This window comes from Vreelandella populi (genome assembly GCF_003989825.1).
Taxonomy (GTDB): domain Bacteria; phylum Pseudomonadota; class Gammaproteobacteria; order Pseudomonadales; family Halomonadaceae; genus Vreelandella; species Vreelandella populi.
In genome coordinates, this window is record NZ_RZHE01000012.1 from 266,955 (window position 1) to 289,519 (window position 22,565).

General features: G+C 50.0%; 12 protein-coding genes. 7 read left to right on the forward strand and 5 right to left on the reverse strand.

The window, feature by feature from the left end; translation table 11 throughout:
- Positions 1–13 precede the first annotated feature (13 nt).
- Positions 14–547 carry a hypothetical protein gene (locus ELY25_RS13485; protein ID WP_126951779.1) on the forward strand — a complete coding sequence of 178 codons (534 nt, stop codon included), beginning with the start codon at positions 14–16 and terminating at the stop codon, positions 545–547.
- 185 nt (positions 548–732) lie between these two features.
- Here the strand turns inward: ELY25_RS13485 and ELY25_RS13490 are convergent, their stop codons facing one another.
- Positions 733–1,035 (reverse strand): hypothetical protein, encoded by a 303-nt coding sequence (locus tag ELY25_RS13490; RefSeq protein ID WP_126951780.1) that lies wholly within the window; start codon positions 1,033–1,035, stop codon positions 733–735.
- 151 nt (positions 1,036–1,186) lie between these two features.
- Here ELY25_RS13490 and ELY25_RS13495 point away from each other — a divergent pair, with 151 nt between their 5' ends.
- The 6 genes from ELY25_RS13495 to ELY25_RS13520 all read left to right on the forward strand — a co-directional run bounded on the left by ELY25_RS13495 (position 1,187) and on the right by ELY25_RS13520 (position 8,978).
- Entirely contained in the window at positions 1,187–1,771 is a 585-nt protein-coding gene (locus ELY25_RS13495; protein ID WP_185859317.1) for a nuclease-related domain-containing protein, read from the forward strand.
- A 44-nt stretch (positions 1,772–1,815) separates the two neighbouring features.
- Positions 1,816–2,712: an AAA family ATPase gene (locus ELY25_RS13500; RefSeq protein WP_126951782.1), complete on the forward strand. Its 897-nt coding sequence runs from the start codon at positions 1,816–1,818 to the stop codon at positions 2,710–2,712.
- Positions 2,713–3,066: 354 nt separating this feature from the next.
- Complete coding sequence (locus tag ELY25_RS13505) at positions 3,067–4,575, forward strand: DNA adenine methylase (protein ID WP_126951783.1); 1,509 nt, start codon at positions 3,067–3,069, stop codon at positions 4,573–4,575.
- Positions 4,572–5,864: a DNA adenine methylase gene (locus ELY25_RS13510; protein ID WP_126951784.1), complete on the forward strand. Its 1,293-nt coding sequence runs from the start codon at positions 4,572–4,574 to the stop codon at positions 5,862–5,864. The genes ELY25_RS13505 and ELY25_RS13510 overlap by 4 nt, the downstream gene beginning before the upstream one ends.
- Positions 5,851–7,581, forward strand: coding sequence for an McrB family protein (locus tag ELY25_RS13515; protein ID WP_126951785.1), 1,731 nt, complete (start codon positions 5,851–5,853; stop codon positions 7,579–7,581). Before ELY25_RS13510 ends, ELY25_RS13515 begins: the two co-directional genes overlap by 14 nt.
- A gap of 23 nt (positions 7,582–7,604) precedes the next feature.
- Entirely contained in the window at positions 7,605–8,978 is a 1,374-nt protein-coding gene (locus ELY25_RS13520) for a 5-methylcytosine restriction system specificity protein McrC (protein ID WP_185859319.1), read from the forward strand.
- Between the two features lie 546 nt (positions 8,979–9,524).
- Here the strand turns inward: ELY25_RS13520 and ELY25_RS13530 are convergent.
- From ELY25_RS13530 to recC, 4 genes are all read right to left on the reverse strand, one after another.
- Positions 9,525–11,642 carry an AAA family ATPase gene (locus tag ELY25_RS13530; RefSeq protein ID WP_126951787.1) on the reverse strand — a complete coding sequence of 706 codons (2,118 nt, stop codon included), beginning with the start codon at positions 11,640–11,642 and terminating at the stop codon, positions 9,525–9,527.
- A gap of 147 nt (positions 11,643–11,789) precedes the next feature.
- Entirely contained in the window at positions 11,790–13,847 is a 2,058-nt protein-coding gene (recD, locus tag ELY25_RS13535; protein WP_126951788.1) for an exodeoxyribonuclease V subunit alpha, read from the reverse strand.
- Entirely contained in the window at positions 13,844–17,620 is a 3,777-nt protein-coding gene (gene recB, locus ELY25_RS13540; RefSeq protein ID WP_126951789.1) for an exodeoxyribonuclease V subunit beta, read from the reverse strand. Before recB ends, recD begins: the two co-directional genes overlap by 4 nt.
- Complete coding sequence (gene recC, locus ELY25_RS13545) at positions 17,620–21,264, reverse strand: exodeoxyribonuclease V subunit gamma (protein WP_126951790.1); 3,645 nt, start codon at positions 21,262–21,264, stop codon at positions 17,620–17,622. Before recC ends, recB begins: the two co-directional genes overlap by 1 nt.
- Positions 21,265–22,565: the final 1,301 nt, after the last annotated feature.

The window sequence follows — 22,565 nt, forward strand, 5'->3', positions numbered from 1 at the left end:
AAGGGAGCTTAATATGGGAACCATGACAGCGCATGTTTTAATCGGTGATAGTCATCCAAATGACGGCGGGATTCTGCCTCACTGGGCAGTTCAGTTATCTGAAAATAGCCGGCCTCATCTCGTGTTACACAATAATGTTAATTATCTGGCGAAGCCAGTTGAGAACCCGCTCTATTTTGAGTGGATACCTAGTATTGAGAATGGCGGTGAAGATTTTCTGGCAATGATCGCTCTGCATGCAATAAACAATAACCCTTTAAAAGATAAAATGAAGGACCTCTATCCGGAAATATTCAAGCAGAGGGTGCATGTTTATGAGATACCTGATGATGTACGAAGTGAGCTATACCAAGAGATACGTAACGTTACCAACTGGCCAAAAGTAGTAGTCTCACTCTATCGCGGCTGCTATCTGGAAAATAAAGTCGCTTTACTGGAAGAGCTAGATATTGACTTTGAAATATGCCTATCGGTTAGAGCTAGGGAAAAGAGTAACTGGGGGCATTTAAATATCCGTAGGGAGGTGGGAAGCGTTACTAGAATTTAGGGGAGAGGGGGCAGATTTTATTGACGAAGTGCGTCAATTTTTTTGTTCAGATTGTTGGCGCGCTAGCCGAGTTTAAGTACATCCAAACACACCCAAAAATAGATAAGCCGTCTGTCGCCCAGGGGTGGTAAGCACCACCCCCGAAAGGCAAGGCCAAAAGGTGCAGCTTATCAGGCCAATGTCGGTTATTCGTGCCGTACAGCACCCACCTGAAAAATATCGCTCACTGGAAAGTCTGCCAACAACGCGGCTGCAGCAGCAACATGATTTGGCACATGCACCAGAAAATTGACTAATAATCGGTGAACCTCCTTATCACTGTAGTGCTCTGGTGAGGAATAGAGCTGCAGCAGGCTGTCTAGGTCACCCAGCCAGTCCGTCATATGAAAGGCGACATCCGCACTTTCAGAAGATGACAAATCCGATGTGTTCTGGACCGCTTCCTGTATACGCCGTCTGACTGTATTCCCAATGATTTCTTGCTTCATGTGAGCCTCCAAAGCCGATGCCAGTTGCTAACGCGTCAAATGGTCTGCGATGTATATTCACACTATTTTAAGTAGAATACCCAAATACATTTAGCCCAGGTAGACTACTGGCTTAACCATGCAGCGAACATAGATTAACTTGGGAGGTAACTTGGCTGAGATTTACCCACGCCTGAGCGAGACCGAGCTTAACGCGCTACCTTCCCGGGCGGAAGCCAACGTTTACCGGCAGCTGCGAGCGTTGGAGTTTCCTGGCCTTGAAGTCATGCACAGTCTTGCCACGCAAACCCGCAATGAAAAAGGAACGAGGGTAGGTGAGATCGACTTTCTGCTATTTCATCCGCAATACGGTATTCAGCTTTGGGAAGTCAAAGGTGGCGGCGTGTGGCTGGATGGGGAAGGGCAGTGGTGGTCACAGGGCAACCAAGGCACCCATAAGCTGACGACCACGCCGCTTGAACAGCTAAAAAAGCAGACAAGCAGCTTGGTGCAGGCGCTGAACCGAGTGCTGTCAGGTATCAAGCTACCCATTGCCCCTGTATTGATATTTCCCGACACTCGTGAATGGCAGGGTACCTTCCCAAAATTAACCTTAAACCGCGACCACGTCTTGCTGAAAGGCGATATGCAGAGTCTAAATGCTGAGCAGCTCATCGCACGTTTTCAGAACACCGCCTGGGCGGGCCGCGGGGTGCTGTCAATTCGCTACCGCTTACCAAACAGCAAACCAGGCTGATACAACACCATTTGCTTCGCCCTGCGTGCGCGCTGACCACTAGCGTGGCTGAGCAAGCCCGGGGTGTAGAGGCAGCAATGTTTCGCCTGAGTGAAGAGCAGCAGTGGGTACTTCGCCTGTTAGAGCACATTCCTCGTATGGCTATTTATGGAGGAGCCGGCACGGGTAAAAGCGTGTTGGCGCGAATGCGTGCCGAGCAACAGGCAAGAGAAGGGAAAAAAGTACTGGTGCTGTGCTTCAATATTGCCTTGGCAGACGCCCACCGCCAAGCTATGTGCGATACCCAACTGGGTACTATCGAGATAGTCACCTTTCACGAGCTTTGCCAAACGCGGGCAGAGCAGGCGGGTATCGGCTGGCCAATGCTAGAGGCGCCGAATGAGTTACCCCGTTTTTACAATGAAGCAGCACCGGATTTGCTGATTGAAGCCTTGCAGAAAGCCCCCGAACAATGGGATGCCCTCATCGTCGATGAAGCACAAGACTACGTTCCTGAATGGTGGCTGCCGCTTTATGAAATGCTAACAGAAGACGCCAGCGTGACGTTGCTAGCAGATCCCGCGCAAAATCTCTATGCACAGGATTATCACCTGCCGGTAGATGTGTTCGAAGGAATGGTGCCGTACCCATTTACCCTGCATCGTAACTACCGCAATGCCTATGAAATTGCCTGTTGGCTAAAGAGCGCCACGGCGCTGCCGCAGAACCAGGAGAACACCTGCCCAGCAGCCAACATGCAGTGTCAGTTCGCACATGGAAAAAGCCTCAGGATCAATGGCCGCTGCTACAAAAAGCCATTGCCGAGTTGGAGCAAGATGGCTTCCAACCGCAGGATATCTTACTACTTACCCCCTTCAAGGTGGCCAACAGCCAAGTGTTGCAAGCGCTTATGGAGCACAGCCCGCATTACAGCGAGCGTATGTTTAATGTGGCCGCGGTAAAGGGTCTGGAAGCACCTGTAGTAATTTTGGTTGATGTGGGTGCCAGCGCTTGGGCGGCGAATCCGAAAGTGGAGTATGTAGGGGCGTCTCGGGCGCGGGTGAAGGTAATTGTTATGACTCGATAAAGAATCAGTGAAAATTAAAAAAGTAATATGCAAAGCCCACTCAAAGAATTTAGGTGTTTGGTTCCTAGGAGTGATGGTTCATCCCATCGGCCACCGACTACTTGACATAGTCTAAGCCATTCTAAAATGGTGAAAAAAACGAGGCAACGCAAATTCAAGGCTTGACTACTACTGCTGTAAAAGCAAAAATCTAGGCACGTGTATCCAAATACATCCAGATAAGGTCGTCATGAAATCTGCCCAAATGAGGTTACGCCTTGAGCCCGACCTTCACAGGAAATTTATCGAGAAATCTCGAGAAAATGGAGTGCCCGCCGCAAAACTCATGCGCGATTTTATCTCAACCTACGTCGGTGAACAGACTTGCGCATTAGGAATCCGTGAAAAAATGACACACCAATCTGTTCAATCAGACAAGCAGCAAGAAATAATAAGGCCTATCCAATACCTTGGCTCAAAGCTCCGTTCCATATCACCTATTATCGAATTCGCACAAAAAAATCTAAATCCCTCATCTACCGTGCTTGATATTTTTACTGGAACGTCAGTAGTTGCTCAAGCATTTGCCAACATCGGAATGAATGTAATCGCATCAGATGTGATGGGCTACTCCTATCACTTTTCGCGCTCACTTCTGGGAAGCGCTAACGGCTCCCACTTTCGCAACCCAGAGAGCTTCTTTGCTTACATAGACAGCCACCTAGATTTTAATTTGATCCAAAAAGCATATGGCGACTGGATAAAACGAGAGCGTGATGCCGTCAACTCAAGTGATGCTGAGTCACTCTTTAAAGTATCTCGAGATATCCCTCAGATATGGAGACGTCTTGGGCAAACACCCGAACAAGTATATCTATTTGATAACCTTAGCAAGTTGAAAGGGCAGAAAATTTCGACTATTCCAGGTATCGTAAGCACTCATTATGCCGGGACATATTTCGGCATATTTCAATCTCAGATGCTCGACACAATACGTATTGAAACAGAAAAAGGCTACATAACAGGAGAGCTCTCTGACTGGGATTATTCCGCCTCCATAACAGCTCTATTGTTCGCGGCCTCATCAGCCTCATTTACTCCAGGCAAGCACTTCGCCCAATATCACCAAATTACCGACAAAAAAGACCTCGCATTTCACAAGAAAAGAATTCTTTTAGATCGATCTGTCGATATTTCTGAAAAATACAAAGAGATGCTTGAAAGAATTTGGAGTCGAGCAGCTAAAAACAACCCAAACCACGTTCCTATAAAAAAATCGATGGAAGAGCTCTGCCAAGATAATTCAGATCTTAGTAGCGTTGATCTGGTCTACGCTGATCCTCCCTATACGGCACAGCAATACTCTAGGTTTTACCATGTCCCAGAGATAATTAGTGAATACAGGGTTCCCAACTTGCAGGTGTTTAGAGGAAAAATAACTAAGGGGTTATATGATAACTCTCGATTTAATTCGAGATTTTCATCAAAACGGTCTTCGCCAAAAGCCTTTGAGGACTTGGCGTCTCTTTCTAGAGGAATTGACTCAGACTTAGTGATCAGTTATTCAGAATCAGCAGAGCACTCAACGGGAAATTCGCGAATGATCGATTTAGATTCCCTAAAGACTATTTGCAGAAAATATTTTCCTGTCGTGAGAGACGAGCGCTTGGAACATTCATATCGGCAGTTCAATTCGTCTAACTCTGCTGTCGTCAGCCGTTCCGACGACGAAGTACTCCTGGTTTGTGAGAGAAAATGATTAAACGTTACTTAGGCAATAAAAGAGAATTAATTCCAAACATTATCGAAGCAGTCGGTGATTGTGTCCCTCAAGGTTCAATTGTTGGGGATTTATTCTCTGGAACGATGTCAGTTTCGCTCGCGTTTAAAGAAGCTGGCTATAATGTTATAGCAAATGATATTAACCTATTTTCTTCGATCATAGGTGATGCATACCTTGTCAATAATGAAGTGCCTTCAGCTAATATTGACGAGCTAGTTCCCAAACAATTTTTAGAGCCTTCGAAGATTTTGGCTCGATCCGAAATTCAAACGCTGGGCGGCTCCTCAGGGTTTCTCTTCCTAGAAAGCGATGAACATCGTGAAAGATATCTAGATTTACTCACTCTTTTAATGTTTCTCTCTGAATTTTGCGAGCAGAATTCTTTACCTTCCGAGTTCAGTCGCTCATTTATTTTTGACTGTTATTGTGAGGAGGGATCCACTTCTGAATTCCTAAGCTCAAGAGGAACGAGCGGCCGAAGACGTTTCTTTAGTCCTCAAAATGCTCAAAAAATAGACAATATTCTAAATCACATTAGAATGTGGAAGCGGGAAGCATTGATTTCCCAAATGCTCTACTCTGTATTGTGCTGTGTTCTCATGCGAGGCGTAGAACGCGTGAGCAACACTCAAGGAACATTTCATGACTTCCCGAGAACAAAATACGATCCGCGCTCTTTGAGTCGACTGCGTCTGGAAGCACCATCCTTTGATATAGTTCTATCGGGTGGCACTCATATGGTTGGACGATGCGAGGATTCGTTGGAGTATGCAGAAAAATTGCCACACATGGGGGTTTTGTATTTAGATCCACCTTATAATTTTAGGCAATACACCTCTTATTATTTCATGTATAACCTTTTATGTCGGTACTCTGATCTAGAAGACTTGGATTCATATTTTTCACAAATTTCTTTTGTGCGTGGACAAAACATGAACGATGATTTCTCGTCAACTTTTTGCAAGAAAAACCAGTTTATTGACTCCTTGAAGCAGCTCGTAACTAGCGCAAGCTCAGATTATGTCGTTCTCTCATATTTCAATGGGACGAATCATTGGAATGATTTCAAAAAGGATTGTAACGGGCAGGGATATGAAGAGCTTGTCAAAATGTTTTCAAGTGATTATTTCGAAGATTCAAGCTTGGAGGTACGCCCAGTGAAAAGGGTGAACTACCAAAGTTATGGTGGGTACAAAGCACAGTCAGTAGAAGAGTATTTGTTTATTGCAAAACGGAAACTAGGAGCAAATAATGCAGTGGCATGACGTTTTAACAGGGCATGCTTTTCAGTCATGGATTTTTACGGTTGCATCTAGAAATATAGTAAGAATAGGACAGCCACTAGACCCCTTCACTACTTCAAATCGGAGGCTGATCCGAACTTCAGGATGGCTCACAGAAATTGAATATGCCCATTCTCTGTCTCGGTTGGTGAACAAAGAAAGAGCTGAACATCAGGCCCTGACAGACCTTCAGCGCGCACATTTAATTACTCGAAGTGATTCTTCCGGTGCAGAGCTGAGCCGCTTAGGGCAACTAGTTCTCGATTGTTGGAGAAGACACAGCATTGATAATGATATAGAACAATACGAAGTTCCAAGAGCGTTATCTTTAGTACTTTTTGCTGTTTCTCTCAATGATGAGCTATATGGTAGTATAATCGATTACTGGCACGAAATTAGAAGTGTTTACCGAGTCAACGAACTTATTGCTGACGACAATGCATTAACGTTACTGATTTATATAAATAGGACTGAAAATCACTACAATCCATGGAAACATTTATACCATCTTCGTTTCAGTATTTCAGATTCTAATCCCTCTGACTGGAGTCAGTTGCTCAACAGTCTCATGGGTATCGATAGTGACCTTGATGCTGCTATTCAGAACTTCACTCAACGAGTTGCAGATGCGGCCACACGGTCTAGAGGAAGAAGGGACTTCATATCAGCACTTGAAATTGCGTCGCTGGGACAGGGAATGTGCGATTATTTCTTCGATGCAATCCAATTAAACGATAGTGCGCGGGACGTGTGTAAGGACATTTTAAAGGAGTTTAGCCCCAGCGCACGGATTCCAGAGCTAGGCGTTGTAGAAGCCAATGTACTAGATGTTCTCAACAGACGTCGCAACGTCATTCTGTACGGCCCCCCCGGTACGGGCAAGACAAGGACAGCCCTCAACGTGAGAGAGCATTGGGAGGGTATAAATGGGGAAGGAACCGTTTTTAATATAACTTTCCACCCTTCTTTTAGCTACGAAGACTTCGTTCAAGGATTCCGGCCAGAAGAAGACCAACCTGGCAGCTTCATACTTAAAGATGGAATTCTTTTAACCGCTTGTAAAAAAGCAGAGAAAGAGAAAGAAAACATACCTAATGGCCAAGGAAAAGTCCTTCTTTTAATTGACGAAATTAATAGGGGTGATACCTCTAGAATATTTGGAGAGTTAATCACCTACATTGAGGCAGACAAAAGGGAAGTTAAATTTTCATTTTCTAACTCTATTCAAGGTCAGTTGTACTCAATTCCAGACAATCTTTACATTCTAGGTACAATGAATACCGCTGACAAAAGTGTCAGCCTTATGGACACTGCTATCCGACGACGTTTTGCTTTTATGGGCTTCTTTCCTGATCCAGCAGTCTATGATGAGACCAATTCGTGGGCTTCAGAAATCGAAGGGATCAGGGTTGGCGAAATACTTGCTTCACTCAATAGACGGCTGTTGGACACGGGGATCGAGCCCGACCGCGCTCTCGGGCATGCCTTGCTCGGCCTTAAAAGCGACTCTGATGATGTAAAACAGCAACTCATAGAACGTTTGCACTACGATGTTTATCCTTTAGTTTCTGAGTATTGCTATATGAACAGAGAAGCAATAAGAGAAATCCTGGGAGAATTTGTCGATGAATTTGGAAATTTCAGAAATTTAGATAATGAGGGATTAATTGAAGCATTAAAATCTTTGATAGAAAACTGAACTCTGAGATGGCGAGAAATTCCATGACTGTCATTTTGCTTGATGGAGAGGCGAAGTTTATTTGCTCCTCTTATTTACCGGACTTTAAAGACCAAAACTTGATTTTGGTCACTCCGATTGACCAGCATACTATTTCTATAAAAGCGAATAGGAGTCATTGGGTGGGTCGCATCACTGTTAAAGATCTAACAATTGTTGTGCCTCCCCCGTTTAATAATAGAGATTTTTTATTGTTTCTTTTGTACTCTGACGGATTTGATCTATCTAAAATGAAAGGCGTTGGAGACGTTGGAGATTTTTTTGAAGACCGGAATTCAGACCTAGCATTTTATCTGGCCCTCTCATACCTTTCTAATGTGAAAAATAGTATCGGTCACAATATCAGCAAAGCTTATGAAAAAATCTCAGAACGAAAACTCATTCTTCATGGTAGACCAGTATTTAAAAGCGGGTTTGGCAACCACCCATCAACTGGAATTACGTGTGAAATAAACAGGCTTTCCAGCGACAACGAGATCAATCAAATTGTGCTATTTGGACTTAAGATTGCTTTTGTGATTTTATCAAAATCAAGCTTTCGTTCTAGCTGTAGTGAGCTTATATTTTTATTCAGATCCATATGTCAAGAAAGAAGCTTCCATCTATTCAGTATTGAAAATGCTTTAATAACACTTCCAAGAAATCATGAGCATTACCGGTCTAGCTTAATTCTTCTAAAGTATTTGATTGAAGGCTCTCAGCCGGATTTTTTTTATGGCCGGAGTGCTAAGCTACCAAATTTTGAGATTTATTTACCTAGCGTATTCGAGAAATTCGTGTTTCGGCTAATTAAGGGCGCTTTAGAGCATTCCTGGCTTTCAGTTAAAGCCCAAGAAGCAAATAGTAAAGCAATCATAGACGAAGAGGGCAGATCATACCGGCGAACAATACCTGATATTGTCATTGGTAAACAAGGCATTCCCATAGCAGTGCTAGACTGCAAGTTTAAACCACGATACTTTGCAACTCCGCCGAATTCTATTGTCCCTAGAGGTAATCGGGTTTCAAATTCAGATATATATCAGATTTTCTTTTATCAGCAGAGGCTGATGGTTAACCATAAGCTCGACAAAGCTCCTAAAGCTGCAATTGTAGCTCCCAGCTTGTATGGCAGGGAATTTCAACCAGATAGCTCTAAACGGACGGTTATTTGGCCAGATAAATTAGTAGCAGACGGTGGTTGCAGGTTCGTTTTGCTACCTCTCCCCCTTCGGGACCTATTGGACATCCTTAGTTCTACCGGTTCAGAAGTAGAGGCACTTCGGTTTGCCCCTGAGATTAATAAGTTCATCTCTGATTTGCTTGATACTCCTACAATATCCACCGAGGAAGAGATGTCTTCTAATTGCCTTACTTAAGCGTACCATTACTACACCTAGGCATTTATTTCTTAGACCGGAAGAGTGTCTTTCCACTGCGAGGGCAGTAGCATATTGTGAATAATGTCGTTGAGCGTGGGCAGCTTTTTGAAGAGAGTAAGCATCCTTTATCTGTGTTTGTTTGTCCCCTACTGCATTATACAGATAACACCATGCGTCGCCTTGCTGGGTGGTGAAAATAGCCCGGTTGTATAAGCCTGCTTTGGGTGCATGCGCGATGTAGCCTTCTAGCTGGTCTATCAACGCTAACTGTTCTGCGTTGATAGCGTAGATTTAAACCACTATGCCAGTTGACTTCTCTTCTTTAGCACCAGGGGAGGGGCTGCGATCGTAAAGAGTGATGGCAGTGAGATAGTCTTTGCTAATTAGTGTGTCGCGCCATCAAACTAATAATGGTTTCGATGCCTTTGCTTGAGCGAGCCATATACGGCAACTCGAGCACAGCGCTGTATATCGCATTGTAGAGAATCCATGAGTTGTCACCTATAGTTAATGTTTCACACAACAAATGGTTAGCTGTCTGCGCTACACAAATCCCATTGGCTGGCGCTGGCCGTGTTGTTCGCGCTGTTCCAATGTCAGCGCATCTAGCATCGTGTTCAAGCGAATAGGCAGCCCGCGTAAATCCAGTTGGTCTAGCGCGGTGCGCACGTTGCCAGGGGTAAGGCGGCGTTGGGCTAGGTGGTTGGCAGGAATGTTTGTTAAACGTGTGTGGTCGCGTTCAGGCAATACCGCTTTTAACAGTTCACGCAGTGGTTCAGGAGCTAGTGGTAAAAACTCGACTTTGAGATCAAGGCGGCGCATCACAGCACGGTCTAGGCTATCCACACGGTTGGTGGTGGCCAATAAGATGCCGTCGAAGTTATCAATTTGTACCAGCAGCTCGTTAGTATGGGAAATCTCCCAACTTTTCATGCTGTTATCGCGTTGCATCAGTAGGGTGTCTACTTCGTCCAATAGCAGCACGGCGCCTGTTTGCCGCGCTTTGGTAAACAACTCGGCGAGCTTTTCTTCCGTACCGCCGACGTATTTATCTAATAAACTGCAGGCGTGCGCGGTAATGAGTTCGCGGCCCAAGCGCTCAGCTACGTGTTTTGCTAAGGCGGTTTTACCGCTGCCCGGCAGGCCATGCAGGCATAAACGGCCACGCTGGCGGCGCGTTAGTCGGTTAACGATATTCTCAAGCCCCGGGCGGGTATTGAGCCACTCCATGCGGTAAGCGGGCATGCTGGGGCCTATGGAAGTGGTAGAGCTGGTCGTAATGGGTGCGGTCGCTTTACCCAACGCCTGTAGGCGTTGTGCCATCATTGTCTCAATATGCTGCTCGTTACGCTGTGGAGTGCGCGGGTTAAACAGCGCCCCCAACCGACACAGTTGTTTAGCTGCAGCAGGGGTCATCCACGGCTGTTCTGCCAGGCGCTGCCGCCCTATGGGAGTGACGGGCAGTGTTTCAATTAACTGCCGGTAATGAGCGTTCGTCTGTTCATTACGATTGGCCTTCACTTCGATAATTAGGTCGAAGCGGCGCTGGTAGGCGGGGTCGAGCCAGTGCACGCTGTTACTCACCCACAGGCCAGGCGTAGGGTTGTTCTCTAGCAGCTGATTCATCCAGCCTTTGGGTAATACTTCTTCGTCGTTGATGACGTCCTCAATCTCATCGAACATCACAAGCCCAGGGCGCTTCCCAATCAGCGCTTGCACGACTTGGTAGCGCCCCAGGCGTTTGCTTGGGGTTAGCACATCGTTATCTTTTTCTGTCACTGGCACGCCGTATAGCGGTACCTTGAGCAGTGTAGCGAGCGATTTCACAAACTCTGTTTTACCCACGCCAGGTGCGCCGTAAATCAGTACGTTAGCACCGGTTTGTTGGGTGTCGATCGCGTTACGCAGGTAGTCCAATGCCAGCTGGCGCAGGGGTACAGAACCAAAACTGGCGAATGAATACGCGCCAGCAGGCTGGATAGGGCAAAGGCTCATCAAACGCTCAGCGATTAAGCTGCGTAAAGTGCTGGAAGCGAGGGTTATAACATCGTGGTTCACCAGCGGTGCTAAGCTACGCAGCATGGGGCCTGGCGATAAGGTGTCGTCCAAATCTAATACACGGTGGTTGTGGGTCGTATGAAGCAGTCCGAACATTTTTAGGCGGCTTTGCTCTTGTAAGCAAAGGTGCACATCATCGCTGCCGTGGCCGGTCAGCTGGGCTAATAGTTTCTTAGCACGGGTGTCTTCTATGCAGGTGAGCGTAGGGTTCATTTGTGGGAAGCGCAGCCGTAGCCAGCTCAGCGTGAGCAAATGCGTTTCAAGCTCAGAGAGCTGGAGCAAGCTCGCGACCTGTTCACACAGGATCACTAGTGGGTTGTTCAGGTGAGTGGTTGGGTTGATGTTGGCGCTAGTGCGTTTCCACCAGCGCTTTAGAGAGGCGCTGTAATCTTGGTAGCGCTGGCTACCCTGTGCAGCGGTTGGTACTTTGAGGCCGAGCCAGCCAAACAGGCTTTCCCAATCGTCGTCATCTAACGAACAATCTTTACCCTGGAACAGGATCACGCGAACAGCAATAAGCTGCGCCAGAAGGCGCTCTTCTGGGTTGTGCGTCTCGTCATCATCCGATTTGGTATGAAGGTTTAAGATCGTATCCCACTGCATGGCCGTCTCCTTAGCTGCTTACGTAAGTAGCTTAACCCTTAGGTGCGACGTTCCATGTCGCAGGAGGATCTGGTGCCCTTTGTTAGCAAGTTTCCTGTGTTATCTAGTGCTCACTCAAAGTGTTGTGGGAATTATTCGTTGTGGGAGTTAATGGTGAGAGACGGCAAATAAGCGGCTGTAGCGCTCAATGCATCGTTCAATAACGCGTGTCAGCACATCACTGTGGGTGTCGAGTAGCGTGAAGGTGTGCTTAGCCCGCGTCACGGCGGTATAGATTAATTCGCGGGTGAGTATTGGCGAGAGTGCGTCAGGCATCACCAGCGCGGTATGGCTAAACTCCGAGCCCTGCGACTTGTGAACGGTCATGGCGTAAACCGTTTCAATGCGCTGCAAACGGCTAGGTAGCACCCAGCGAATACCGCCTTGGTCGTCTGGGAACGCCACACGCAGCGTTAACCCGTTCTCTTCTTTGGATTCTGTTTTAGTACTGGTCTTAAAGTGACGCGGTGCGTTCAGGGTAATGCCGATATCCCCATTCATTAGCTTTAAGCCGTAGTCGTTACCGGTGACTAACACGGGGCGGCCTTGATACCAGTGGCTTTCAGCCGCTGAGGCATCGATCCATCCTTCACGTATCAGTGTCTGCTCAATACGCTCATTGAGCGTTTCCACTCCCCACGGCCCTTTGCGCAGCGGTGTTAATAGCTGGAACGTGCTGTGGGCTTTGAGAATAGTGGCCGCCCAGTTGTCCCACGTGGTTTTGTCGTCGTCGAGACCAGGGCGGGTGTCTGTTTGTTGAATGCAGTGCAAGTAGTGGCTAAGACCGCGTGCGTGAGGGTTATTTTTTCTTCCTGCGACCGCTAATGTCGTTAGCTTGTGGTAAGGCGCCGTTGCTGACAGCGATAGGTGGGCAAGGTCTTGATAGAGGGCGTCTGCCAATACGGCATGCGCCTGCTTGGCATTGCCTGCGTTGATAGCATCGGCGAGGTGTCCGATGCCACTTTGGCTATCAAAGCGAAAGCTGTGGCGCAGCTTGGCGGCCGCCTGATCCAGTGCCTGGCCAGAAGGGTTCGTTAGGGAAGTGTCGAGCGTGTAACCCGTGGTGGCGATGATCCATTGAGCGGTAGGGTCGCTGTAATGCCCATCATCAGCGCGTTGGCACAAACTGCCTAATACGGCCCCGGCTTCTACCGAGGCCAGCTGATCTTTATCGCCAATTAACACCAGTCGAGCGTGGGAGGGCAGCGCATCCAATAGCGCTGCCATCATCTCGATATCCACCATAGAGGCTTCGTCCACCACCACCATGTCGTAAGGCAGCGGGCGGTGAGCATGATAGGCATAGTGGCGCGTATCTGGGCGGGCACCTAGTAAGCGGTGCAGTGTTTTCACCTCAGTGGGCACAGACTGCTGCGTACCGTCAGGGAGCTCAATATCGTTTAGCGCAGCCACCTGTTGGGCAATCGATTCGTTGAGCCGAGCGGCAGCTTTACCTGTCGGTGCCGCCAGCGCAATCGTCAGCGCGGGCTGGTTAGCGAGACGCGTTAGCCCTTGCAGAAGCGCCAGCAGGCGAATAACCGTAGTTGTTTTTCCTGTGCCTGGTCCACCGGTAATCACCGCAAAGGGGGCGCGTGCGCCAATCGCACACGCCATTTTTTGCCAACGTACATCGTCCGCATGAGGTGCATCAGGCGGAAACAGACGGTTCAGCAGGCTGGCGGCCTGATCGCTGGGCCAATCGGTCACGTGTCCAAGGCGCGCGTTCACTGCCGCGGTGATGCGCTGCTCGTGCTGCCAATAGCGGCGCAGATAGAGCGTGGAGCCGACCAGTACAAGAGGCTCATTGCCGTTAGTGCCGGTGCCCACCGCCGACCAAGCACGTAATGCCACTACCCAGCCGGTGTCTGCATAACGGGCAATGAGGGTGTCGGGTGTGGGCAGCTCGGGCATGCTCTCCTGAGCTTGTACAGCGATCAGCGAGCGAGGCTGTGTGGTTAATGTTTTAAGATCGAGCAAGAGATGCCCTTGCCCGGCTAAATGGCTGACCATCGCCGCCGCTAGCAAGCAGGGGCCATCGGCCTCAGGTGCAAGCCGTGCTAGCTGGTCAGCGAACGCTGCATCGAGATCACGAATCCACCCCGCGCGCGCCCAGTTGAAAAGTGTGGTCAGTAAGATGTCATTCTCAGACAGATGCAAAGTATTCATGCCACCACCTCCTTGTGATTTTCTCCGGCCATCAGGTCGTCCAATCGCTCGATAAACGCCAGGGGTGGCTTAACACGCAGTACACCTCGGCTGGGCGCTTGTATGCCCCGCAGAAAGACCAACATGGCACCGCCAATATGATGGCTATAGTCATAGTCCGGCAAGGTTTGGCGCAGATGACGATGCAGTGCCAGCAAGTAGATACACAGCTGCATGTCGTAGCGCTTATCCAGTGCTGCTCGCATAAGCGCCTCTTGGGTGTAAGCCACATCAGAAGGCCCTAGCCAGTTCGACTTCCAATCAATCACGTAATACTGGCCGTTGTGCTCTGCTAGCAGGTCGATAAAGCCTTTCATTAAGCCGTTGAGCTGTTGAAAGCCCAGCGCTGGGCGTGGCTCTCCTGGGAATAGCGTCTCCTTCACTAGCTTATCGAGTACCGGGGTCTTGGCATTGACCGTGGCAAACCAAAAATCAGGTTCAGCGCGGTAATGAGTGAGTGATGCCAACACAGGGCCTTCCTCACCTTCGGTTGCTAGTGGGGTATGTAACCAAGCCGTGATGCCGGCTTCCAGCATAGGCGCGTGCATTTCCCAGCCGCGCATGATGCAACGCTGTTTCATACGGGCAATCAAAATTGAATCCCGATCGGCACGATCAAAGCCTTCATTGGCGAGCGTTTCTAACACACCGTGCAGGAAGGTGCCGGGGTTGGGGCCGCGGGGGAACGCGTGAAGTGTACCCACTTCCGGCGTGCCAGTTATGGGGGTGGGGCGAACCGGCTGGTGCTCTTCACTCTCTACTTCGGCTTGGGGAGTTTCTGGGGCGTTGGCCCCTTTTTGTTGCAGTGACGAATAACTGGCAATCCACCACGGTGTAAAGGCGCGATGATTAGCCGCCAACGCCGACTTGAGCGCTCGAGTACCCACCGGAGATTGATAGAGAGCATCGTCGCTGACCGCTGCTGCCTGCGTAATACTAGGGCATGCTTTAGTATGCGTCTGCCAGGCAGCTTTTATAGCTGACAAATTAGCAATTTTTTCACCACCGGCGAGCAAGTAGCCGATGCCGGATTTATCCAGCTGCGCCGTTTTACTGTTACCTACTTTAAGCGGTGCTAGGCCAATAAATGTCGCGTGCCGGGCTCGGGTAAGCGCCACGTAGAGTAGGCGCATCTCCTCTGAAAGGCGCTCGTCGTTGGCGGTTTCAAAGCTAGCTTTTGCCTCATTTTTCTTTTGTGAAAGCTCTAGCAGCGGTCGGTCGTCATCGCCATGGAACAGTGGTATACCCCACTTGCCGTTAATCTCCTTAAACGTACAAATAAAGGGCAGCGCGACAATAGGGTATTCAAGCCCCTTAGATTTGAAAATGGTCACGACTTGAATCAGTTCAGCATCGCTTTCTAAGCGAAGGATCTGTTCATCCGCGCCGGGCTCGTCGATCTGTTCGCCGAGCAGACGAACCAACGCTTGATCGCTATCTAACGTGTCGCTAGCATTCTGCGCCCACTCGGCCAGATGCAGCAGGTTAGTAAGGCGCCGTTCGCCCTTAGCGTTTGCCAACAATCGTTCGGGCACTTGGTAGTCGTGCATCAGCTGGCGCAGCGCAGGAAGAACACCACGTTGTTGCCAGCGGGTGCGATAGCCCGCGAAACGCTCTTGAATCGCTTCCCAGGCCATTTCATCGCGTTGTAAGCTGTCGAGTTGGTAAAGCGATAGCCCGAGCGTCGGTGTCGCCAGTGCAGTGCGCAGTGTAGAAACCGCAGCCGGCTCGGCGATGGCTTTCAGCCAACGCCAGAGGTCGCTGGCCTCTGGCGTTGCAAAGACGCTGTCGCGATCTGAGAGATACACACTGGCCAGACCGCGTGCGCTTAGCGCGTCACGGATGGCCGCAGCTTCCTTGCGGTCACGCACCAAAATGGCAATATCGCTAGCCTTTAGCGGCTTGAATAGTTTATCCGCATACTGAAACCCCGCTTCGTCATATGCTGCCTGGTTTAGCCACGTCGCAATTTGATTAGCGCAGTGACGCGCGGCCTGCTCAAGATAACGCTCCTTGTTAATGGGCTCGTCATCATCGCCCACTAGCCAAGCTGCTAGTGCGGGGGAGGGAACGCCACTAAGCATCAGCGTTTCCGCTCGGCCGTTAGTCTCCACGGCATGAAACGGCATAGGGTTATCGCTTGCTCCCCCTTCCACGGCAAATCGAAAGGCGCCACGGGGGAAGGTGTCTTCAGCATGCCTAAACAGCTGATTGACCGAAGCGACAGCGGCCTCGCTAGAGCGGAAGTTTGTAGCGAGAGTGTGGTGGCGCGGGAAAGTAGCTCGGCGGGCAGTGAGATAGGTGTAGATATCTCCGCCTCGAAAGCCGTAGATCGCCTGTTTTGGGTCTCCGATTAGGATCAGACCGGATGCTTGATCGTTATCACTGAGCCGATAGATGGCATCAAAAATTCGGTACTGCGCCGGGTCGGTGTCCTGAAACTCATCGATCATCGCCACGGGGAATTGCCCCCGCAGCCGATTTGCCAGTGTCTGGCCACCATCACCGCTGAGCGCCTTAGCCAGGCCTTGAATCATATCGTCAAAGCCCATCTGTGCGCGTTTTGCGAGCTGCTCGGCAAGCCGCGTGGAGACCCACTCGCGTGCGTCAGCTAAAATGTGCGGCTTAAGCGTTTGAGCTTGCTCGTTAATCGATGTGTCGATGCTTAACCATGCGTCCAGCGCCTCATGAAGCTCAAACGTCGGCGGGGTGGCACCTTTAGTAAGTTTGAAACGGCTAGTGGCTAGTTTGGGCACAAAGACGGTGTCATCCAGGTTTAACTCACCACGGCCCCAGGCCGCTAGTTCCTCTAGCCAGCTTTCAAACTTGGCGTCGTCTTTTTTATCCCTGAATGTGTTGCCGTTGAGCTGGCCGCGCAGATCGCGGAGTGCTTGATAGATGTCGTCGACATCTTTTAAGTAGGCACCACGCGCTTTTTCCTCGGTCCTTTGCCGTTCTTCACGCCGCTCAATAATCGCGTTCAGTAGGGCCTGTATATCTTCCGCTTGCAAAGGCTTTCCGCCTAAGCACAGCGTGGCATCGCGTCGTTGCAGCAGCGGGCGCAGCGCACTGTGTAACTGAAAGGGCGAGGCAAACAGGGCCATCATCGCGGTCGCCAACGGTTGTCTGAGAGGGTAAACGCGGGTACGCCAGTAGTCGAATACCGCCTCTTGAGTCATCTCTCCAAGGTCTTTGACGACTTCTTGCTGGAACAGCCTGCCGCTATCAAACGCATGCTCTTTGAGCATACGTTGCGCCCAGCTATGGATGGTCGAGATGGCGGCATCATCCATCCACTCCGCGGCGACCTCTAAGCGGCGGGCGCAGTGAGGCCAGGACTCTCGTGGGTAATCGTCTCGCAATTCGGCGAGTAGCGGATCGCTTTCAATTAAATCTTCGCTGTCGTTATGTGAGCGAAATGCTTCGGCCGCCTGTACCAGCCGCGCGCGAATTCGGTCTTTAAGTTCTTGGCTGGCGGCTTCGGTAAACGTCACCACCAGTATATCCGGCGGCACCAACGGCATGTGAAAACCGTTATCCTGTGGGTGGCTGTCATCATCGGGTTGGCCGTGGCCTAGCACTAGGCGCACATACAAAAGCGCAATGGTGAAGGTTTTGCCGGTTCCTGCGCTGGCCTCGATTAACTGGCTCCCACGCAGCGGTAGCGCAAGCGCAAGAGGACGTGAAGACGACTGAGAGGCCGCGGATAATGATGGCGTAAATGTTGGCGGCATCAGGTGTTCTCCTCAGCGTTGGCCGTATTTTTAGCTGCTGCGGCAGTGGTAATAGAGCGATGTAGGTCACCGTAAAGTGCTTGGCAGGCAGGCAAAAAGTCAGCGCATCCAAAAAATGTCTCTAACGTGGGTAACTCACGAAGGGTGAGCGGGCTGCGCTCTGGGAGTGCCTTGAACGCTTCTTTCCACGCTTCCATAAGATCGGCGTCCTCGCGCAGCGTATCGATGTCAGGCCAATCGGTGCCTGAAGCCAGATGATCGAATACCGCAAATGCCAGCAACGGGTGGGTAGGCAGCGGTGATTGCATAGCACCCAGCCACTGCTTGATAAGCGTATCTAGCCAGGCTATTGCATTATCGGTGGGTAACCCTGGTATCTCTAGCGTGCCGCTGGGGGATACCAAAAGCGTTGGGGAGTTGGGGTGCGTTATCTGCAACGCCAAATGTGCGGGCCAGTGACGGGTGATCTGTGCCCAATGCCAGTGATCTCCTTGATGCACTTGGCTGGTGAGTAACACCACTCGCGCCGCCTCTGTTTCATTGCAGTAGACATTATCGAGAGTATCTTCAAGTCTGATTTGGATAGGGACAGTGTGGTTCGGAAGCGAGACTTGGCAGGCGTATGTAATGGCCGGGGCCGGTTGCATGAGGCTAGGAAAGCGTACGAGCTGTTCACGATACGCGTTGAGTGTATCAAGTAGGCGTTCTAATAACTCGCGGCGCATGATCGGCCCGACCGGGGCGGGGGAATAGTTACCGGCGCGCTGGCGCTGTTCTTCAACTTGGCTAAATAGCGCGTCTATATCCACTTCGCGGTCGCTGGCGACGTGTTGGCCGAGCGGTTGCAGCATTGCCTCTCGCTGCTGCCATTTGGCTAGCCCTGCAAAGGCGAAGGGTTCGTCATCTTCGCTATCGGCGCGTTCGTCTCGCATGGTAGTAGAAAGTCGTAGCTGAAACAGAGCACTGACAGGATCACGCAAAAGCCCGGTTAAGGCACTTAGTGTGATGCTGCCTTCCGGCTGCCATAGTGGTAATGGCGAGCTCTCTTGTGCAGTGTTTTTGTCGATACTGTGATGGATTGCCTGCCATTCGCGCGCATAAGTAAAAAGCGGTGATGCGGCGTCAAAGTAGGTGTGTCCGAAAGGCTGTAACGGATGCTCTGAGGTCAGTTTGGCCAGTAATGCCTGCTTGTGTTTTTCGCGCTCGCTAAAAGTCAGCGTTGCGGGATCGGGCTGGGCGGGCAGTTGCCAGCCCGCAGCAAGATGATCGCGTAATTGGCCAACCAGCACGCTTGGTGGCTTCTCACTGTTATCTTGGGAACTGAAACCGCACCAGCTGATCACTAGCCTTTCTCGGGCGGAAAGTAACGCTTCAAGAAAGAGGTAGCGGTCATCATCGCGCCGCGAACGATCACCTGGGCGGTAATGCCCGCGAATGGCCATCAGATCAAAATCGGGTGCTTCACTTTTACGTGGGTAGGCGCCATCTTGCATACCCAGCATATACACGTGACGAAAAGGGATTGCGCGCATCGGCATTAACGTGGCGAAGGTGATTCGCCCAACCATAAAGTTCTGTGCCAGTTGCGGCTCATCGATTCGAGCAAGCCAGCTTTCACGCACGATAGCGAGATTAAGCGTCAGCGTTACATCGGCCTCTTGGATTTCTTGCTGCCAGTGTTCCAGTGCTGTTTGCACCTGTCCTAAAAGTTGCTCTTCCCGCGGGTTTGTGGGGACGAGCGTGTCGGTTAGAAGCTGGCTCAAGGTGGATGCCCATGCCTGGGCGCCCTGCGTAACATCCAGGTCTTCACGGTAGGTGTCCAACGTGCGCACCAGGCGGTAGAGAGAGCCGACGAGGCGTGCATCCAGCCCGGCGACTTCATCAAAGGGTACGATGCCCTCCCAGTCGTTACCCTGTAAGTCAGGTTCACCTACGGCGTAGCCCATTAGCATCCGTTCTAAACCGAAACGCCAAGTATGCAGTTCATCGTGTTCCGGTAGTCCTAATGATGTGCGCTGCTTTGCGTGGAGCCCCCAGCGAATATTGGCATCGTAGATCCAGCGCTGCAGAGTGCCCATATCACCTTCTTCTAGGCCGAATGCATGGCGTAGCGGCGGGATGTCCAATAGTTCTAATACTTCACTGGCACGGAAGCGAAGTTGTGGCAGCGAGAGTAGCGTTTCCAGTGCTACCAAAAGCGGCTCACGATAGCGACGCTGCTGATCCGCAAGGTGATAGGGTAGGTGACGCGTTTCAAAGGGGGCAAACTGTCCGAAGACAGCCTCAATGCAGGGTGCGTAATCGTTGATGTCAGGCACCATCACAATAATGTCGCGCGGCTGCAGGGAGGCATCTTTTGCAAACGCCGCTAGCAGTTGATCGTGCAACACTTCTAGCTCGCGCTGCGGCCCATGACAGACGTGAAAGGCGATTGAAAAATCATCTAGCGCCAGAACTGGCCAGCGCGTGCGGCTTTCAGCCAGTGGACGCAAGTCAAGAATATCATCCTGCAGTTGACCAAGTAGGTAACACGTATCCGGCGCTACAAAGCAATCCACCGGTTGCTGAAGAGCGGCAAAGGCTTCGAGGTGGCGCTCGGTATCGTCATGCTCTCCTAGCAGGTGAAGGTAGTCTCGTCCTTGCTTACCCCAAGCCGCAAGAAGCGGGTGTGCGTGCAAATGGAGTGCTTCGGGCGATGCTTGAAGGTCGGCAGGCATTCCTTGTTTGCGCCTCTGGCGATAATGGCGTCGTAGTACCTCCCGGGTTTCAATGATATCGCCCCAGTAGTGCTTGCAGGGATTGAGTAAGCACAATATTACCTCGGTAGTCGGCGCGAGTGCGGCGAGCACCTCAAGCATTTGCTGCGGTAATGAGGAAATGCCAAACACTACCAAGCGGGGAGCGAGCCCACTTGGCCGTTCGGTCAGCTGGGCGGAAGCCGCTTTAAAGCGCTGATGCACCGCGCCGCGGTGGCTTTGGCGTGCCGCTTCCCCTAGACGCTTTGCAATCTCGTCGCCCAACATGCGCCAAAGTATTGGCTGCCATAGATGTTCTTCTTGCAGTGGCTGATCCAAGCCGTCGGCATTAAAAGAGGAGCGGGTCAGCGTATCTTTGCCTAATTCCCATATGCTTAACCAGTCAGCGCGATAGACCTGGTACTGATCGAATAAGTCTGCGATGCGTTCAGCAAGTTGGTAGCACTTTTGTGTATCTGAGTCGTCTTCTAAGTAGCGTGCCAATGGGGCAAAGCGAGGTTCATCAAGCACCTTAGGCAATAGGCTAAGTAGCTGCCAGCGTAGCTGGCTCTTATCAAAAGGCGAATTGGAGGGCACGCTCCCTTCACCTTCGACTGCTTCGATCACCTGACGGTAAGCCTGCCACTGAAATCGCGCTGGTAGCATCACATCTGCTCCCAAACTGATACCGCGTCCGGCGTCGCCTTGTGTTTCTGCCATCGATATCTTCAACCACTGGGCAATCCCGTTGCTCTGCACTAAAAAGGTAGTTTTTTCCAGTGGGTGTAACGGCCGATGAGCCAACCACGCCAGTGTGACATCGCGGAGATCTTCTATACGATTGCCCTGAAGCACGATAAGCCCTTGAGGCTGTTCATGAGTAGCACTACTGATGGCACGAGCAGTCATACAGACTTCCTAGTCAAGAAGGATGAGAAGGCAGCTAGTTTATCGAAAAAAACTAATCCTAATGAGATCTTTTAGCTTAAGCGTGTTGTGCGACATATTGGGTCGTGAATACCACTGAACTATGGATAACTACTATTCCGCTTAGCCGCCTCCTCATCGGTATAGACCTTCATCAATTCATCCCAATTCGTCGTATAGCGCGGGCGTCGGATCGTGCAGCGTAGATGCTAGGGAGCGTTCTTTTCAGGTAGGCCCAGGCGTACCGTTCCCTTGCCCATCTTCTCGTTCCGCGCGTCCATGGTAGGCCGTCCCTCTTCTATGCAAGTAACTATCTATTGCATTAAAGCCCCTTTCATGCAATTAGCGCAGCGTGATGTAAGATACCCCCCTTCCATGCAAGTAGTAGTTGCATGGAAGTACAATAATTTGGAAAAAATATCGTGAGAACTCTTCTAAAAGCTAATGCATCGTGCCCCCCTCTCATGCAAGTAGTAGTTGCACGAAAGGGGGGCACGGTACGGTATTGCATGAGAATGTCGTTTTTTAATTGTACCAGTTACCCTATCCACTAATAGTATTAAAGCTCTTCTTAAAAATTCTAATGCATCGCCAACCCCTCTCATGCAAGTAGTAGTTGCATAGAAGGGTCGCGCGATGCGGTATTGCATGGGAATATGATTTTTATTTGCACCAGATACCACATCAGCTATTAGTGGTCACTTGTTTTAAATTTTGTAACCAAGATGATTGTTCAAATAATGCGTGGTTTTTTACCAGCACTAAAAGTACGCTGAGTGTACTTTTCAGTACTCCACAGATACTCTCAGCGCACTTGGCATTGACACTATTACTTCATGCCAACAATAGTAAATATTACATCGCTACAAATGTGCTCTAAAAGTACACTGAGTGTACTTTTACAGACTTCTTAGAAGTGCAAGGCTAGAAATCTTCATTTTTAAGATGACAACCTCATATCCTGAATTCAAATATTCTTCTTTGGAGAACCAGAGCGACCACCACCGCTTCTGAGTTCGCTCCTCACGTTGCAAACGGCGATTAGATGGAACGCAGTTGAGGTAACCGTGATGATAGTTTTTTAGGAGTACTGCGGGGTGATTCGCAGAGTTTATAGGCGCGTGGATCAGTTCTTTTTTTAAGTCCAGCTGGTGAGTTCAGGATAGCTAACGAAAGCCTCACTGGCTCGGACCAAGTTTCCTTCAGAGACGAAATCATTCAGCAACTTAGTAAACAAAGTAGCTTGGAACCAGGATTCACTTGCGCCGAAACGCTCCAACAGA

What these genes read in the sequence shown, in the direction of transcription:
- ELY25_RS13505 (WP_126951783.1), top strand. Translation starts at nt 3,067, where the DNA reads ATGAAATCTGCCCAAATGAGGTTACGCCTTGAGCCCGACCTTCACAGG.
- recC (WP_126951790.1), bottom strand. Translation starts at nt 21,264, where the DNA reads ATGACTGCTCGTGCCATCAGTAGTGCTACTCATGAACAGCCTCAAGGG.
- recB (WP_126951789.1), bottom strand. Translation starts at nt 17,620, where the DNA reads ATGCCGCCAACATTTACGCCATCATTATCCGCGGCCTCTCAGTCGTCT.
- recD (WP_126951788.1), bottom strand. Translation starts at nt 13,847, where the DNA reads ATGAATACTTTGCATCTGTCTGAGAATGACATCTTACTGACCACACTT.
- ELY25_RS13530 (WP_126951787.1), bottom strand. Translation starts at nt 11,642, where the DNA reads ATGCAGTGGGATACGATCTTAAACCTTCATACCAAATCGGATGATGAC.
- ELY25_RS13485 (WP_126951779.1), top strand. Translation starts at nt 14, where the DNA reads ATGGGAACCATGACAGCGCATGTTTTAATCGGTGATAGTCATCCAAAT.
- ELY25_RS13490 (WP_126951780.1), bottom strand. Translation starts at nt 1,035, where the DNA reads ATGAAGCAAGAAATCATTGGGAATACAGTCAGACGGCGTATACAGGAA.
- ELY25_RS13515 (WP_126951785.1), top strand. Translation starts at nt 5,851, where the DNA reads ATGCAGTGGCATGACGTTTTAACAGGGCATGCTTTTCAGTCATGGATT.
- ELY25_RS13510 (WP_126951784.1), top strand. Translation starts at nt 4,572, where the DNA reads ATGATTAAACGTTACTTAGGCAATAAAAGAGAATTAATTCCAAACATT.
- ELY25_RS13520 (WP_185859319.1), top strand. Translation starts at nt 7,605, where the DNA reads ATGACTGTCATTTTGCTTGATGGAGAGGCGAAGTTTATTTGCTCCTCT.